This window comes from Bordetella tumbae (assembly GCF_965139195.1).
Taxonomy (GTDB): domain Bacteria; phylum Pseudomonadota; class Gammaproteobacteria; order Burkholderiales; family Burkholderiaceae_B; genus Bordetella_A; species Bordetella_A tumbae.
Genome location: NZ_CBCSJH010000054.1, coordinates 13,277 through 29,552, shown reverse-complemented (window position 1 = coordinate 29,552; position 16,276 = coordinate 13,277). Strand labels below are relative to the sequence as shown.

The window sequence follows — 16,276 nt, the reverse complement described above, 5'->3', positions numbered from 1 at the left end:
CGGATTTAGTCCGCGCAGCGGACCGAGGCCCCTGGTCATGGGCCGAGTCCGTGCGATAGGCCCGGCGCCACGCCCAGGCACGCGACAGGGACGCCTTCATAGAGACAATCAAGAGCAGCAAACGCCCACCACACCAACAGCGATAAAAAATGCCCCCACGCTGCGCCTTCGGCTTGCTGCCCCCCAAGGGGGCGTTTTTATCTTGGGGCGGCCCGGCAACAAAAAAACCGCCTGATGATTCAGGCGGTTTGGTCGCGTACTTACTTGCGCGCCATCGGGATCAAGCGATCGATCTCTTGGATCGCGCCTTCGTAGCTGTTGCCGGCCAGGCTGGGCGAGGTGATGAACTTGCCGCCCACGCTGAAGGTCGGCGTGCCGTCGATCTTGTATTCCTGAGCCAATTGATCGGCGCGTTGTACTTGGGTCTGCACACTGAACGAATCGAAAACCGAATCGAACTGGGCACGATCGACACCCTGCTCGGCCGCCCAGTCGCCCATGGCTTTCTTGTCGAACAGGCGCTTGCGCTCGACGTGCATGGCCGTGAACACCTTGGTGTGCAGGTCGGGGCGATTCAGCGTTTGCAGCGTGTAGTACAGCTGCTGCAGCGGCTTCATGCTGGCGTTAAAGGCGATGGGAACTTGCTTGAGCACGACATCGTCCGGCTTGGTCTTGGCCCAGCTCTCGACCATGGGTTCCATCGTGGCGCAGTGAGGGCAGGTATAGGCAAAGAACTCCAGGACTTCGATTTTGCCCGGGGTGTCAGACGGCAGCGGCGGATTGACGGCCACATACTGCTGGCTGCTTTGTGCCTGGCTGGCGGGGGCGAACAAGGTGGTGGCGGCCAGCGCGGCGGCGGCGGCAAAGCGGGTGAGCATGGAGAACTGCATCGTGCGTATTCCTGAGTAAATAAGTTACTAGTTACGGTGACAGACCAATCGTACCGGAGATAAGTTCCGGGCGTTACCAGGTGCAACGGCCGGTGGGTTCGACTGTCGGCGCCAAGTGATGCGTCACATGACGCTCACTATTGCCGCACCACGGCTGTTTCGATCTTGTTTTCGCCTAAACGGCCTCGGGCGCGATTCATGTCGTCCAGCCGGGCAAAGGGGCCGACACGTACGCGGTTGATCTGTTTGCCATTGACCTCGGCACGTTGCACGGCCACAGGCAGGCCTAACAACAAGATGCGGGCTTTGACCGCCTCGGCATCCGCTGCCCCCTGGTAGGCACCCGCCTGCAGGAAATACTTGCCGCTGGATGTGGCTGTAGCGGGGGCCGTGGCAGGGGCCGTCGCCGGGCGTTTTTGCGTGGCCGCGGGGGCCGGTGCCGGTGCTGCAGCGGGCGCTTGGGCCCCACTGGGCGGCAACGTGGCAATCAACGCGCCTAGCTCGTCTGACGGCTTGCTTGCGGGTGTGTCAGGCGTAGGCGTCGGGATAGCTGGCTGCAAATTGGGCAAGGGCGCAGGCGCCGTGGCCGTCGGGCCGCTGGGCGGTATGCCTGCGGCGCCATCACGTCCATACAGTCCCAGATTGGGATCCGGGGCCAGGCGCGGATCGGGCTGCTCGGTCCGGTCGGGATCGCGTGTGGCGCGGTCCACAAAGGGCATCGGGGCCTTGGTGACGTAGAACGCCACGATGGCCGCGATGATGAGGCCGATGAGCAATCCGGCCAGCGCACCGTACATGGTGCTGCCGCGTTGTTGGGGCTGACGGGAAGTTGATTTGCGTTTGGTTGCCATGAAACTGCTTACATTCGTTGCGGGGCCGACACGCCCAGCAGCGCCAGCCCGTTGGCCAGGACCTGCCGGGTGGTGGCGGCCAGACGCAGACGGGCTAATTTGAGAGACTCATCGTCGACCAGGACACGTTCGGCGTTATACCAGGCGTGGAAGTCAGAGGCACAATCACGCAGCCAGAACGCGATGTGATGGGGCGAGAGTTCCTGTGCAGCGAGCGCTACGACCTGGGGGAACCCGGCCAGACGTTGCATCAGCGCGAATTCCGAGGGCGCGGTCAGCAGTGCCACGTCGGCCTGCGCGATCTTGGCGTCGTCGGCGTCCGCATTCGTGATCATCGAGCAGATGCGGGCGTGGGCGTATTGGATGTAGTAAACCGGGTTTTCGTCGCTCTTGGACAGCGCTAGATCGATATCGAAAACGAATTCGGTATCGGCGCGGCGCTGAATCAGGAAATAGCGCACTGCATCGCGGCCCACCCAGTCGATCAGGTCGCGCAGGGTGACATAGCTGCCGGCGCGCTTGGAGATCTTGACCTCTTCGCCGCCTCGCATGACCTTGACCATCTTGTGCAGCACATACGACGGGTAGTCTTTCGGGATGCCTTCTTCGAGGGCCTGCAGGCCGGCGCGCACGCGCGCTACCGTACCGTGGTGATCGCTGCCCTGGATGTTGACGGCGCGATGAAACCCGCGCTCCCATTTGGCCTTGTGGTAGGCCACATCGGGGACGAAGTACGTATAGCCGCCTTCGCTTTTGCGCATGACGCGGTCTTTGTCGTCGCCCGTACCCAGCTCGGTCGTGCGCAGCCACAGGGCGCCGCCTTCTTCGTAGGTATGGCCTTTGGCGATCAGGGCCTGGACGGTCTGCTCGACCCGGCCAGACGTATACAGCGAGCTTTCGAGATAGTAGTTGTCGAAAGCCAGGCCGAACGCTTGCAGGTCCAAATCCTGTTCACGGCGCAGATACGCAACGGCGAACACGCGGATGTCATCGAGGCTGTCGACGTTGCCCGTGGCGGTGACTGCCTGGTCATCGGCGGTTACCGTTTTGCCGGCGACGAAATCCTGGGCGATCTCGACGATATAGTCGCCCTTGTAGCCGTCGGCGGGGTAATCGGGCGAGTCGGGGGCAATGCCGCGGGCGCGCGCCTGTACGCTGATGGCTAGGTTCTGGATCTGGTTGCCGGCGTCGTTGTAGTAGAACTCCCGCGTGACGTCCAGGCCGGTGGCTTCGTACAAGCGGCAAATGGCGTCGCCCAGCGCTGCCTGGCGAGCGTGGCCTACGTGCAGGGGGCCTGTCGGGTTGGCCGAGACGAATTCGACCAGGACTTTTTCGCCATTGCGAGGTGCGCGGCCAAAGGCCTCGCCCTGCTCGGCTACCGCCTGGATCACGGCTTGCCGGGCGGCTGCGGTGATGCGGAAATTGATGAACCCGGGACCTGCGATCTCGGCGCTTTCGATGAGTGCTCGCGCCGGGGTTTCGGTCATCAGGGCATCGACGATCCCTTGAGCCAATTCGCGCGGATTACGGCGGGCGGGCTTGGCCAGCTGCATGGCGACATTGGTCGCGACATCGCCGTGCGCGGCGACTTTGGGACGCTCCAGCAGCACCTGGGCTTGGGCATCGGGCAGGCAGCGCGCGACAGCAGCCTGAATCAGCGAAATGAGTTGTTGTTGTTGCTCAGGGAGCATGAGAGAAATCAGAAGAAAGTTTTAAGTATCAGTGACGAGATGCCCGCCAACACCAAGCCGGATGCCCATTTCAGAAAGGTCACATCGGCCTTGAGCGCCGCCAGTTCGATTTTTATGCCAGTTACATTGCTGGATAAATCTTCCTTGGTGACAATTTGGGCAAGATCGGCTTGAGTGACCAGGCGCGTATCGATAAGGCGCGCCTGCTCGTCGGCCAAAACTTCAGCCTGCCCGATGGGCATACCTTCGGCGGTCAGTCGTTTGACGAAATTATGCGTATCAAAAACCATGGCATTCACGGGAATTTCCTAGATCATAGCGTGATTTGGCTGGATTTCCCTTGTAACGGCAATGTAGCGGTCTGTCTTGCCCTCAGGCTCAAGGCGGGAAATCCGTACTATGTATCTTGCCAGTGGCAGTGTGCGCTACATTGCGGTAGTGTATGGAAATGTCCATTGTGGAAATCTGCAACATGCTTATCAAATTTCACTCTAAAACCGTCGCTGAAGTCCTGATGTTGTCGCCCAATGCCGCGCCATTGCTGCGTGCAGCGGGCAAGTCGATTGGAGATCAGGTTCCCGAGCGTGGCGTTTTTACGGTCGAGCAGTTGCCTGCCGCCATTGCGGGTATCGAGGCGGCCATCAAGGCCGAGGAGCGCGTTCACCCTTCAAAGGCGAACGCTGCCGACGAAGACGAGGAAAAATCGGTACCCGCCATGGCTCAGCACGTGGACTTGCACCAGCGCGCGTTCCCCTTGGTGGACATGATGCGCCGTTCGCTGGCCGATGGCGAGGATGTCACCTGGGAAGCCACCAAGGGTTGGTGAGGGACGGATGGAGGGCGCCATGCGCAGCGATGTGACAGTCATTTTCGATACCCGTCGTACGGTCAATCTGTCCGTCGATGTTGAGCCCTCTGCGCAAGCCGCCAGCGATGCGCGGGATTGGTTCGAGGCGGCCTGGGATACCCTCGGATGCGAACCGCTGCGCCCCAGTGGCAAGGTGCTGCTACTAGACAAGATCATGGGCGTGGCCGATGCCCTGGGGTATGAAATCCTGACCTCCGACGCCAAGGAAAGTCAGGAATTCGCTCAGCATGCCGCGTTGGCCTTGGACAAGCCCCGCGTCATCGTGGACCTGCCGGGGCTGTCGGTCGGCTATTAAATTGATAGTCTCGGTGGCCGCGTTTGGCTTCGTTGCCGCGCTAACGGATTCCTGCCCGCATAAACGACTGCACGAATTGCCGCTGGAATAGCAAAAACGCGATCAGCAGGGGCGCGGCAGACAACAAAGTCGCTGCCGTGATCACGGACCAGTCGATGCCTTGGTCCGTGGACGAAAACACCTGCAATCCCACCGTCAGCGGCCGAGACTCCACCGAATTGGTGATGATCAACGGCCACAGGAAATTATTCCAGTGGTGGCTGACCGACACCAGCCCATACGCGACATAAATCGGCTTGGCCAGGGGCACATAGACTTTCATCAGGATCTGCAGCGGCCCGGCGCCTTCGACGCGTGCGGCCTCTTCCAGCTCGCGCGGCACGGTCTTGAACGTCTGCCGCAGCAAAAAAATGCCGAACGCCGAGGCAAAATACGGCAAGCCCACCGCGAATACCGTATCGCGCACGCCCAACAGACTCATCGAGCGGTAGTTCTCCACCAGCAACACATCGGGCATGATCATCAGTTGCAGCAGCACCAGCATGAACGCCACATCGCGGCCGCGGAATTCAAAGCGCGCAAAGGCATAGCCGGCCAGTGTGGACAACACCAACTGCGCCGCCAACACCATGGTGACCAACAAAAAGGTATTCAGGAAATACTGTGGAAACGGTGCGGCATGCCAGGCGCGGCTGAAGTTTTCCAGCGTCAGCGGCGCCAACAGATCGAAACGCGTGGCATAGGCCGGCGGATGAAACGCTGCCCAGACGGCATAGGCCAGCGGCAAAATCCACAGCAGGCCCAGCAGCCAGGCACCCAGAGTGTCGAGTTTGTGGGTCATTGGTAGTGCGTCTTTCTATCGAGCCAGCGGAACTTCACCAATGCGGTGATGGCCAGGATCAGCAACAACACGACGGTCAGCGTGGCGGCATACGAGGTGTCCCAGAAACTGAAACCCACTTGGTAGATGTAGTACAGCAACAGGGTGCTGGCATTATCGGGGCCGCCCCGTGTCATGACGACCACATGATCCACCAGCCGGAATGCGTTGATCAGCGCATTGACCAGCACGAATAGCGTTGTGGGCATCAGCAGCGGCCACAGCACGCGGCGGAAATATTGCCAACGCGATGCGCCCTCCAGCAGTGCCGCTTCACGCAGCGACGGCGATACCGTCTGCAATGCGGCCAGGTAAAAAATCATGAAAAAGCCGGCCTCTTTCCAGATCGTCACGACCATCAACGCCGGCAGTGCGGTATCACGGCTACCGAGCCAGTTCGGACCGGACGTGCCAAACATCTGCAGCACCTGCGCGATCAAGCCGTACTGCGGGGTATAGAAAAACAACCAGATATTGGCCACGGCCACCATCGGCAGGACCGTGGGTGTGAAGTACGCCATGCGCAGAAAGCCGCGCCCCGCCAGATTGCGATTGACCCACAAGGCCATGATGAGCGCAATCGCGATCGATGTGGGAATAGTACCCAAGGCAAACCACAAGTTGTTCCACAGCGATTGCCAGAACACCGGATCATCGCGCATCAATGCGTAGTTCTCGAGCCCCACGAAGCGTGCGGGACGGCTGCCCCGCGGGGTCGAGAAAAAGCTGTGCCACAACGTAGCCAGCGCAGGATAGTGCGTGAACGCGGCCAGCAATACGATCGCCGGCAGCAGCAGCAGCCAACCGTAGACAGCTTGCATGGACTTGTTCATCGCACAGCGCCTTAACGATAGCTGCGCAGCACGCGATCGGCTTCGCGTTGCGCGTCGCCAAGCGCTTGCTCAGGAGTCTTGGAGCCCGTCAGCATGGCTTGCAGTGCATCGTTCAGCGTCTTGGTCACACGCTGATTGTCGTGCGTGGAGAACTCAGCCACGCTGACATCCAGTTGATCACGCGCGACCGTCGCGGCGGGAACCTCCTCGGCATATTTTTTCATCTTGTCGGTGGCCCAGGCCGCAGGCGTGACGGCTACATAACCTGTTGCAATACTCCAGTCCGCCGCGCGTTCCGGGGTCGTGGCCCATTGCGCGAATTTCAGCGCCGCGGCTTGTTGTTCCGGCGTGCCGCTCTTGAACACATAGAAATTGCCGCCGCCCGTCGGGCTGCCGCCGCGTTTGGCCTTGGGCATCATGGCGACACCGAACGGAAAGCTCGCGTTCTTGCGGATGTTAGTCAGGTTGCCTGTGGTGGTCCAGACAATGGCCGCTTTCTTTTCCAGGAAATCTTTAGGCGTGGTGCCCCAATCGATCGTGCCGCGCGGCATGACGCCGTGCTTGGCCGACAAATCGTTCCAGAACGTGGCGGCTTCGATGACGCCAGGCTTATCCAGATAGACTTCGTTGCCTGCTTCGTTCATCAAGATAGCGTCGTTGGGCGTCGTCAGTGCCTGGAACAACCAGTATGCAAAGGCCCCACCCGACGGGATCTCCAGGCCCCACTGCGTGACGTTGCCGGAGGCGTCTTTCTTGGTCAGCTTCTTGCTGTATTCGACCAGCTCGTCCCAGGTCGCGGGCGCGCGTTCAGGGTCCAGGCCGGCTTCCTTGAACAGATCCTTGTTGTAGTACATCACGATGGTCGAGCGTTGAAACGGTACGCCCCATACGTGGCCGCCGGTGCGGCTGTTTTGCATGAACGCATCGTAAAAACTGCTCAGCCATTTCTTGTCGGCGTCGGATTTTGCGAGGCCGTCGATGGGCACAATGGCGTCTTCATCGATCAGCGTGAACATGTCGGTCGATAACAGCACCGCCAACTGCGGTGGCGTGCCGCCCTTCAGCGCCGTCAATGCCTTGGCGATCGAGTCTTGATACGAGCCCGCGTAGATAGGTTTGATGTCGATGTCCGGATTTTCTTTTTCGAACGCGGCCACCATATCGTCGACGATCTTGGTGATCGGACCGCCGACCGCAACCGGGTAATAGAACTCGACTTCGACAGATTTCGCTTGCGCGTAGATAGGGAGTGACAGAACGGCGCCAGCCAGACCGGCTGCAAGGGCTTTGAGAGCGGTGCGTCGCATGATGGCTTTCCTAAAGGGATGGAGAGTCGGCGCCTGAGCGCCCAGAGGGGGAAATAGCGGCCGCGTCGGCGGCGAAAAAATGCTGGTGCTCGGGTTGCCACGTCAGCCTCACCGCATCGCCTGCCGTGGCCCGTAAATGGCCTGGCGCACGTACGGCAATACCGCCACAAGCACCGATCCGGCACACCACAATGGAGTCTGCGCCAAAATATTCGACGCTTTCGACGAGGGCAGGACGGCCATCGCCGTCAATCCGAATATGTTCCGGCCGAACGCCTAGACGCTTCGCTTGAGCAGGGGCTGCGACGACCGGCAGGCTTTCTGTGCCGGCGATGCCGAGGCCATCGCCTTGTGTGGACAAGTCCATCAGGTTCATCGGCGGCGTGCCGATAAAACGCGCCGCAAACTCGGTGGCAGGCCGCGCATACAGGCCGTCGGGCGTATCGCGTTGCTCGATGTGTCCATCACGCAGCAACACGACCTGATCGGCCATGCTCATGGCCTCGGTCTGATCATGCGTGACATACACCATCGTGATCCCGAGCGACTGTTGCAAAGCGCGGATCTCACGCCGCATCTCATGGCGCAACTGTGCATCCAGATTCGAAAGCGGTTCGTCCATCAGGCATACCGGCGCCTCTGAAATGACTGCACGACCCAACGCCACCCGTTGTTGTTGCCCGCCAGACAACTGCGAAGGCTTGCGATCCAGCAGGGCCGTCAAGCCCAGCAAATCCGCCACGCGCTTGAGCCGGCGAGGATAGTCGGCAGACGGTTCTTTGCGGACCTTCAGGCCAAACAAAATATTCTCGCGCACCGATAGATGAGGAAACAGCGCATACGACTGGAACACCATCGAGATGCGCCGCTGCGATGGCGGCAACTGCGTGACATCGCGATCACCGATACGAATGTGGCCCGAGGTCGGCGTGTCGAGTCCTGCGATCATGCGCAGCGTGGTCGATTTGCCGCAACCCGACGGTCCCAGCAGCACCGTAAAACTCCCCGCAGGCGCGGTGAAGCTGACGCCCTGGATGGCAGCCGCATCGCCGTACTGTTTGGTCAGGTCTTCCAGGATGAGCGTGGACATAATGATCGTTGGGTAGAGTCGGATCTGCGTGCGGCGGGGTGAACCCCTTGGGGCATGAACCTCGTATTCTGGCGGTAAATGAAATCCTTTTCATTCTGCGCTGCAAACATGACGTGGCCGTGTCAGGTCCACGCCCTGCAGCACGAATCACTCATCGATCAGGACGCCGCCCTCTTCGTGAAACGGATAGGGACCGGGATAGTCGCCGATGTAGGCGTGGTGCGTGACCAGGGCGCCATTGCGCCATTCATGTAGGTGGAAACCCGGTGGTTCCATGACAAAGGCGGACGGACCATCTGGCCGCAAATCCAGTGCGACTTGATGTGCCGGACTCGGGCAAGTCGATGCGATAGTGCCGCCAAAACGCTGAAAAATGGTGCGGTGCAGATGGCCGCACAGAATGCGTTCTACATTGGGATGTGCTGCGACGATCTGCTCCAGCTCGGGCGCACCCGCGAGCAAGCCGATAGCGTCCATGTGAGCAATGCCGGTAATGAATGGCGGGTGATGCATGGCAATCGCGGTAGGTCGCCCAGGCTGTTCCGCCAGGCGTTCGCGCAGCCAATCCAGCCGTTGCGAACACAACGTGCCGTGGCTTTGCATCGGCACGACCGTGTCCAGCATCAACAGGCGCAGAGGATAATCCTCGACTGCGTATTGAACAAAGCCGTTTGCACCCTGTAGATAGGTGTGCGTGGGAAAGGCCGCCAATAATGCCTCGCGCGCATCGTGATTGCCGGGCATCAAAAAATACGGCGCATGCAAAGCATCCAGCATGTTCTTCAGATGAGCGTATTCCTGTTGCCGGCCAAAATCGGTGAGGTCGCCACTGATGATGACCAGATCGGGCGCAGGATCGAGGCGGTTCAATGCTTCGATGGCAGGCGGCAGATAACGGTCGGTTTCGACCACGCGATAGGCCTTCTGGCCCGGCATGCGGATATGCAAATCAGTAATCTGTGCGATGAGCATGATGAGTGTGTAGGTGAGAGTCGTTAAATATGGCCGGCAGCAGGCGACGCAATCGCGGACCTTGCCAGCACAATGCTGACGTGATCGCCTGTGGCATGTTGACTATGTGCGGGCGCAACCACAGGAAATCGCTGACCATCGTCCAGACCGATTTCGTAGCGCACTGAACTGCCGAGAAAAAAACGGGCCAGCACACGGCCTGTCAGTGCATTGTCGCGAGGAACCTCGAGCTGCGCCTCATGCGGACGAAACGCGACCGCATCATCACCGGCGATCAATCTGCCATCATGCAGGCGTGCACGGACCCGGCACAAGGTGCCGAGAAACTCCGCGACGAAATCGCTGGCCGGCTCTCGATACAAGGTCTCGGCGGTGCCGACTTGCTCCAGATGTCCCGCAGACATGACGGCAATGCGGTCACCCAACATCATCGCTTCGTCCTGGTCGTGCGTGACGATGACCGTGGTGATGTGTAATTCGCGCAGCATCTGAGCCAACTCCACACGCAGATGCTCGCGCAGTTTGGCATCCAGTGCCGTCAACGGCTCGTCAAGCAACAGCACACGCGGCTCGATAGCCAGGGCACGGGCCAGGGCTACGCGCTGGCGCTGGCCGCCAGACAACTGATTGATGCGCCGATCAGCATAGGCCTCCAGGCGCACCAGCGCCAGCAGTTCGCGTGCGCGCCGTTCGCGCTCGCCTGCGTTGATATTGCGCACGCGCAAACCATAAGCCACGTTCTGCACGACCGTCATGTTGGGAAACAAAGCATAGCTTTGGAACACTACGCCCACGCCTCTATCTTCTGGCGAGAGCTGTGATACTTCGTCATTGCCGAAACGAATAGACGCGCCGGCATCGGCCTGCTCCAGGCCACAGATCAGACGCAGCAGCGTCGTCTTGCCACAGCCTGACGGACCCAGCAATGCCAGGGTTTCGCCGCCCTGCACGTGCAGATCAATGGGATGCAGGGCACGCGTTCCATCTGGCCAGGTCTTGGCGCAGCCGCTGAGCGTAATGGCGACGGGATCGGTCATGATGAAGAAGTCCGGGTAACAGATGTTTGGGCGGGGCGATCTCCCCGGGCAGCCAGCCATTGCAGGCCTACCAGTAGCGGGATCAACATCAACAGGAAGACCAGGGTATACGCCGATGCGATTTCCAATCGCATCGAGGCATAGCTGTCGGCCAGGCCAACAGGCAAGGTCTTGGTCAACGGTGTGTGCAGCAACCACGTCAGATTGAATTCACCGATCGACAGCGTCAGCACGGTCAACGCGCCCGTGACGATGCCGGGTGCGGCATTGGGCACGACAATGTGCAAAAAACGCTGTATGCGTGTTGCGCCCAACGTCGAGGCGGCCTCGTCCAGCGTTGCCAGGTCAGCGCCTTGCATGCTGGCGCGCGCCGCACGCACCATGAATGGCAGTGTGAACAACACATGTCCAATCACAATGAACCAGACACTGCCGCGCAACCCGCTGATCGTGCCCCACGATACGATCAAGGCCAGCGCCGACGCCAGGCCCGGCACCGCTACGGGCAAGGTCAATAGTTCTTCCAGCGCGCGAGCCAGACGGCCGCGATGCAGGGTCAGCACCCACGCAGCAGGGACACCGACGAGCGTACAGATCGCCAGCGTCAACAACGCTACCGCAAATGAACGCCAGATCGTATCGGCATAGAGTGCCCAGACTTCTGCAACCCAGCGCAAAGTCAGTCCGCTGGAAAGCCCGACAAAATAATTGTTGGTGAGGCCCGCCAGGACGGACAGCACAACGGGGCCGATCAAGAACGCCGCGACGGCCAACGTGACGGTCAGTCCCAAGCGCGTATCAAATTTAGAAGCATGCATCATGGACCTCATCACGCAGCCGCACCTGCGCGGGCGCCCGCCAGACTATGAGCGAGATACAACACCGCCCATGTGGCCAGGCCCAACACGATAGATAGTGCCGCAGCGACCGGGATATTCGCGTAGTTGGTGAACTCGTTATAGATAGTGATGGGCAGCACGTCGATTTGCGTTGCCAATGTGAACGCCGTACCGAACGCGCCCATGCTGGTCGCAAAACTCATCGCACCTGCGCCGATCAAGGCGGGCGTCAATGCCGGCAATTCAATATCCATGAAGCGGCGCCAGGGGCTCGCGCCCAATGTCCGTGCGGCCTCGAGCAAGCTCTGATCGATCTGTTCGGCCGCGGCCGTCAATACCCCCACACAACGCGGCAGCGAAAAATACAGATAACCCAGAAACAATCCCGCCATGCCATAGGCAAACACCACGGTATCGCCAGTGAGCCATTTCGTGAGTGCGCCGATGATGCCCTGACGTCCCGCCAGCAGGATAATCAGAAAGCCGACCACCACACCGGGAAAGGCCAATGGAAACATCAGCAAGGAGATCAGCAGGCGGCGTCCGGCAAAGTGTCGATGGCGGGCGAGAAAGCGGCCCACCGGCAACGACACCAGCAGCGTTGCTACCGTCGCAGCGAGCGATAATGCGACGGTATTGAACAGACTGATCCAATACTGCGTGCCTGTCAGCACCGTCCAATAGGCCGATTGTCCGTTGCGGCTTTCTGCGCCTGCCAGCGCCAGCCCTGCCATGGGCAGCAGCCAGAATGCCAGAAACAGCGTGGCAGCAGGCGCCGCAAACCAAATCCATCCACGGCGTCCCATGTCAGTGCACCCCCAGGACAATGCCAACACGCACGCAGAACATCAGTTCACCTCTTTGGCGTACCGTTGCGAGAACGCGCGCTGGCCTTCGGCCATTTTGACGTAGTCCACCGTACCGGCGCGTGCATACTCTGCCTCAGGCAAGAATTTTTTCTGCGCTTCGGCCGACATGGCTTCCGGCCGCACTGGACGCAGGAATGCATTGGCCCAGATGGCCTGACCCTCATCCGACAAGGTGAAGTCCAGCACTTTCTTGCCATTGTCGGCATGCGGTGCGTTGGCCACCAGACTCATGACGTAAGGCACGGCGATTGTGCCTTCGGCGGGGATCACGAACTCAACGTTGCTGTGGTCTTTATATTTGGCCCGATACGCGTTGAAGTCGTAGTCGATCAAGATCGGGATTTCGCCCGACAAGACGCGTGCATACGCGGTTTGTTTGGGCACGATGGGTTGATTGGCCTTCATGTCCTTGAACCACTTGAGCGCGGGGTCGAAGTTATCCGGAGTGCCTCCCAGCGCGCGGTTGATGGCGACGGCGCCGACATAGCCGACAAAGGCCGAAGCCGGATCCAGATAGCCAACCATGCCTTTGTACTCAGGCTTGAGCAGATCGGCCCATGAGCGCGGCACGGGCTTGCCATCGAGCGCGTCGACGTTGACCATCAGGCCCAACGTACCCGAATGAATGGCGAACCATTTGCCGTCGGGGTCCTTCATGCCGGCGGGGATTTGATCCCAGTGTTGCGGCTTGTAGTTTTGTACCAATCCGTCCTGGGCGGCCTGAATGCCGAACGTGACGCCGTAATACACGACATCGGCCACGGGATTGCCTTTTTCCGCCGCGATGGAGGCTAGCGACTGTCCCGAGTTTTTGTTGTCTGCGGGCACGGTAATGCCGGTGGCTTTTTTGATGGCTCGGAGCTGTGTGCCCCAATCCGCCCACTCTGGCGGACAGTTGTAGCAGATCGCATTTTGCGCGTAGGCTGATGCGCCCGTCAGAGTCAGCGCCAGTGTGGCAGCGCGTAACACGCAGTGGACGAGGGATTTCATGGCGAGTGTTTCCTTGGCGAGGGGTGAAAAGAATGGGTCGCCACGCTTGCTGCAACGCGGCGGCGTTGCCCTTCAACAGGGCGTTTTTCTGCTTCGGGCGGATCGCCGATGCAAGACGCGGTTGCCGTGCCGCCGTCGGAAATACGGTGTGGCAATCTGACTGATGTGGGGCGGCCTCCCTCCAGGCACGCTAGCAATAAGGCGCACGCTGTTGCGCCTATCTCGCGGCTGGGTTGTGCCACCGTAGTCAATGACGGGACCATCAGCGCACCAATGCTCGCCCCGTCGAATCCGCAGACAGCGACGTCATCGGGCACGCGTATCCCGAGCGAAGCCAGTTGCGCGATCACAGAGATTGCCAGCAGATCGTTGGAGCAAAACAGGGCACTGGGGGCATCCGGCCGCGCCAGCATGTCACGCAACATCGACGCGCTGGACTCGGTGTGTGCCGGCATGACCCAGTGCGCCACTGCAGGCAAGCCCGCTGCTTTCGCACAGGCTTGCGCGCCTTGCAGACGGCGCCGTGCGCGATCCGATGCTGTCAATGGACCGCTGACAAAGGCAATGCGCCGGTGGCCCAGTGTGCTCAGACGCGACACCATATCGTGTGCGGCGGCTTTGTTATCGACCGAGACAAATGGGTGCGAGTTTGATTCGTTATAGGCCAGAATGTGCGGCATGCCTGCTTCATCCAACGCGCGCAATGTTGCATTACGCGAGGGATTACCCACCGTCAGGATCAAGCCATCGATCTGATGGTCGATCAAGGCCTGCACACATTCCGATTCCACCGATGGGTCGTAGCTCGTGATCCCCATCATGACGCTATAGCCCGCTCTGCGGGCGTGTTGCTCAGCACCTTCGAAACAGTCTGCAAATACCGGATTGGCCAACGTCGGCAGCAACAAGCCGATGGTACGCGTACGGCCCGCGCGCAAACTGCGGCCTACCCGGTTGGGGCGAAATCCGATGCGTTGCGCCACAGCCGCGATATGTGCACGCGTTTCAGGGCGCAGCAGCTCGGGCTGATTGAATGCGCGCGAGACCGTCGCGGGCGATACGCCAGCCTGCTTGGCAATCTCCAATATCGACGGTCGGTGCGGTGTTTTTGCAGTCACGGCAGGCTCGGCAATGAAAACGATTTCATCTTAGGGGTAATACATGACAGCCAGATTTCACGAGATACGGTATCGTGCTTATATGGCAGTGCCAATGAAAATCGGTGTTGCGATGCGGCACGAGTTCATGATCACGACATCTTTTTGTTGTATGAACTTATAGAAAAACAGTTGTGCGGCAATGCAATACGGATGATGTGCCTGTGCTACATCTGTAGGACGAAAAAATTGAGGATCATCCCGGGGAAGGGACATGGGTTTGCAGCAAAAAAAAACGATTGAACTGAATCGCTTGAGTGCAACGCGTGCAGCGCAGCTATTGGCGCGCCGCGAGTTGAGTGCCGAGCAATTGCTACGGGCGTGCTTTGCGCGCATCGAGCAGCGTGAGGGGGTCGTACGTGCATGGGCGGCTCTGGACAAGGAGCTCGCGCTGACCCGTGCCCGCGAATTGGATAGGTCAAGCACACAAGGTGTCCTGCACGGGTTACCGATCGGCGTGAAAGACATTTTCGCGACCAGCGATTTACCGACGCGCTACGGTTCGCCCATCTATGACAATCACCAGCCGTCCATCGATGCCGCCGTGGTCGCCTCGTGCCGCGAGGCCGGTGCAGTGGTAGCGGGCAAGACCGTCACCACGGAGTTCGCAACGTTTCAACCGGGCCCGACGCGCAATCCCCATAACCCGGCTTATAGTCCGGGCGGATCATCCAGCGGCTCTGCGGCTGCCGTGGCCGATCATATGGTGCCCCTGGCCTTGGGCACACAGACTGCCGGTTCGATCATTCGCCCTGCCGCCTATTGCGGCGTCGTCGGATACAAACCTTCATTTGGTCGGATTCAACGTGCCGGTTTAAAGACCATCGCCGATTCATTGGACACCATAGGCGGGTTCGGACGTAGCGTCGACGATGTTGCGTTGCTCGCCTCGGTGTTGATGCGTGATCGTGAATTACGTGAGCTCGATTACGATGCCAAGCCCCGTATTGGCATGTATCGAACCTCGCAATGGCGGCATACGGATCATGCGACACGCGATGCCTATGCGCAGGCTGCGAGCGTGCTGTCGCGTGCGGGCGCGCAGATTGATGAGGTGGAGTTACCGCCGATACTGTGTTCCCTGGTTCAGGTGCATGCCGATATCATGGGCTTTGAGATGGCGCAGTCATTGGCTTTCGAGCGCACACGTCATCGCGCCGGTCTGAGCAGCTCGCTACAGGCTTTGTTGGATGCAGGATCCCAGATCACTGCAGAGGAACATCGTGCCAACCTGATTCGTGTCGAAGAAGGCCGCCAACGTGCGCATAGTTGGTTTGAACAGTACGACGTCGTGTTGGCGCCCAGCGCCAGCGGCGAGGCGCCTTTTTTTGATCAAGGTACGGGCGACCCGTTATTTTGCCGCGTGTGGACGCTGTTCGGTGCGCCTTGCGTGCATCTGCCATTCTACACAGGGCCGCAGGGCCTGCCTGTGGGATTGCAGGTGGTCGGACGCAGCGGCGATGACCGGCGTACGCTGGCCATCGCCCGGTGGCTCCTGGGGGTCCTGCGCCCCGATGACGGGGACTGATCAGTTCGATAGCATGGGTCGTCGCGCGCACTGCGCCACGATGGCCGTCATCAACGCATCGCCGCCCAGCTAAAAGGCCTGAGTCCGACTCTATATCGGACTCAGGCCTTTTTCATGCTGCCCGGCTTTTAATGTCAACTTCCTTGTGGGCAGTTCAAGTAGACGGGCTTTTCATTGTT

At 60.0% G+C, this 16,276-nt stretch carries 17 protein-coding genes; 3 read left to right on the top strand and 14 right to left on the bottom strand.

Annotated features, from left to right (window positions below):
- Window positions 1-260: 260 nt before the first annotated feature.
- The 4 genes from ACNA0J_RS27940 to ACNA0J_RS27925 all read right to left on the bottom strand — a co-directional run bounded on the left by ACNA0J_RS27940 (window position 261) and on the right by ACNA0J_RS27925 (window position 3,731).
- Window positions 261-890, bottom strand: coding sequence for a thiol:disulfide interchange protein DsbA/DsbL (locus ACNA0J_RS27940; RefSeq protein WP_415822205.1), 630 nt, complete (start codon window positions 888-890; stop codon window positions 261-263).
- Between the two features lie 137 nt (window positions 891-1,027).
- The gene (locus tag ACNA0J_RS27935; RefSeq protein WP_415822203.1) at window positions 1,028-1,741 is read right to left on the bottom strand and encodes an SPOR domain-containing protein; all 714 of its coding nucleotides are present in this window, start codon (window positions 1,739-1,741) and stop codon (window positions 1,028-1,030) included.
- Window positions 1,742-1,749: 8 nt separating this feature from the next.
- Entirely contained in the window at window positions 1,750-3,432 is a 1,683-nt protein-coding gene (gene argS / locus ACNA0J_RS27930; RefSeq protein WP_415822202.1) for an arginine--tRNA ligase, read from the bottom strand.
- Between the two features lie 8 nt (window positions 3,433-3,440).
- Window positions 3,441-3,731, bottom strand: a complete 291-nt coding sequence (locus ACNA0J_RS27925) for a CCDC90 family protein (RefSeq protein WP_415822201.1) — start codon at window positions 3,729-3,731, stop codon at window positions 3,441-3,443.
- Window positions 3,732-3,904: 173 nt separating this feature from the next.
- On the opposite strand from ACNA0J_RS27925, the gene ACNA0J_RS27920 reads away from it, so the two are divergent.
- Window positions 3,905-4,258, top strand: coding sequence for a DUF1840 domain-containing protein (locus ACNA0J_RS27920; protein ID WP_415822200.1), 354 nt, complete (start codon window positions 3,905-3,907; stop codon window positions 4,256-4,258).
- A 19-nt stretch (window positions 4,259-4,277) separates the two neighbouring features.
- On the top strand, window positions 4,278-4,595 hold the full coding sequence (locus tag ACNA0J_RS27915) for a hypothetical protein (protein ID WP_415804774.1): 318 nt from the start codon (window positions 4,278-4,280) through the stop codon (window positions 4,593-4,595).
- 40 nt (window positions 4,596-4,635) lie between these two features.
- Here ACNA0J_RS27915 and ACNA0J_RS27910 read toward each other — a convergent pair whose 3' ends face one another.
- From ACNA0J_RS27910 to ACNA0J_RS27865, 10 genes are all read right to left on the bottom strand, one after another.
- On the bottom strand, window positions 4,636-5,436 hold the full coding sequence (locus tag ACNA0J_RS27910) for a carbohydrate ABC transporter permease (protein ID WP_415822198.1): 801 nt from the start codon (window positions 5,434-5,436) through the stop codon (window positions 4,636-4,638).
- Window positions 5,433-6,308 (bottom strand): carbohydrate ABC transporter permease, encoded by an 876-nt coding sequence (locus tag ACNA0J_RS27905; protein ID WP_415822197.1) that lies wholly within the window; start codon window positions 6,306-6,308, stop codon window positions 5,433-5,435. Before ACNA0J_RS27905 ends, ACNA0J_RS27910 begins: the two co-directional genes overlap by 4 nt.
- An 11-nt stretch (window positions 6,309-6,319) precedes the next feature.
- Window positions 6,320-7,615 (bottom strand): ABC transporter substrate-binding protein, encoded by a 1,296-nt coding sequence (locus ACNA0J_RS27900; protein ID WP_415822196.1) that lies wholly within the window; start codon window positions 7,613-7,615, stop codon window positions 6,320-6,322.
- Between the two features lie 10 nt (window positions 7,616-7,625).
- The gene (locus ACNA0J_RS27895; protein WP_415822195.1) at window positions 7,626-8,705 is read right to left on the bottom strand and encodes an ABC transporter ATP-binding protein; all 1,080 of its coding nucleotides are present in this window, start codon (window positions 8,703-8,705) and stop codon (window positions 7,626-7,628) included.
- A gap of 147 nt (window positions 8,706-8,852) precedes the next feature.
- Entirely contained in the window at window positions 8,853-9,677 is an 825-nt protein-coding gene (locus tag ACNA0J_RS27890) for a phosphodiesterase (protein WP_415822194.1), read from the bottom strand.
- A 23-nt stretch (window positions 9,678-9,700) separates the two neighbouring features.
- The gene (locus tag ACNA0J_RS27885) at window positions 9,701-10,714 is read right to left on the bottom strand and encodes an ABC transporter ATP-binding protein (RefSeq protein WP_415822193.1); all 1,014 of its coding nucleotides are present in this window, start codon (window positions 10,712-10,714) and stop codon (window positions 9,701-9,703) included.
- Window positions 10,711-11,535 (bottom strand): ABC transporter permease, encoded by an 825-nt coding sequence (locus ACNA0J_RS27880; RefSeq protein WP_415822192.1) that lies wholly within the window; start codon window positions 11,533-11,535, stop codon window positions 10,711-10,713. The genes ACNA0J_RS27885 and ACNA0J_RS27880 overlap by 4 nt, the downstream gene beginning before the upstream one ends.
- Window positions 11,536-11,543: 8 nt before the next feature.
- Window positions 11,544-12,359 (bottom strand): ABC transporter permease, encoded by an 816-nt coding sequence (locus tag ACNA0J_RS27875; RefSeq protein WP_415822190.1) that lies wholly within the window; start codon window positions 12,357-12,359, stop codon window positions 11,544-11,546.
- A gap of 42 nt (window positions 12,360-12,401) precedes the next feature.
- Entirely contained in the window at window positions 12,402-13,412 is a 1,011-nt protein-coding gene (locus ACNA0J_RS27870; RefSeq protein ID WP_415822189.1) for an ABC transporter substrate-binding protein, read from the bottom strand.
- Complete coding sequence (locus ACNA0J_RS27865) at window positions 13,409-14,530, bottom strand: LacI family DNA-binding transcriptional regulator (RefSeq protein ID WP_415822187.1); 1,122 nt, start codon at window positions 14,528-14,530, stop codon at window positions 13,409-13,411. The genes ACNA0J_RS27870 and ACNA0J_RS27865 overlap by 4 nt, the downstream gene beginning before the upstream one ends.
- A gap of 277 nt (window positions 14,531-14,807) precedes the next feature.
- Here ACNA0J_RS27865 and ACNA0J_RS27860 point away from each other — a divergent pair, with 277 nt between their 5' ends.
- Window positions 14,808-16,097, top strand: a complete 1,290-nt coding sequence (locus tag ACNA0J_RS27860; protein ID WP_415822207.1) for an amidase — start codon at window positions 14,808-14,810, stop codon at window positions 16,095-16,097.
- The last annotated feature ends 179 nt before the right edge of the window (window positions 16,098-16,276 follow it).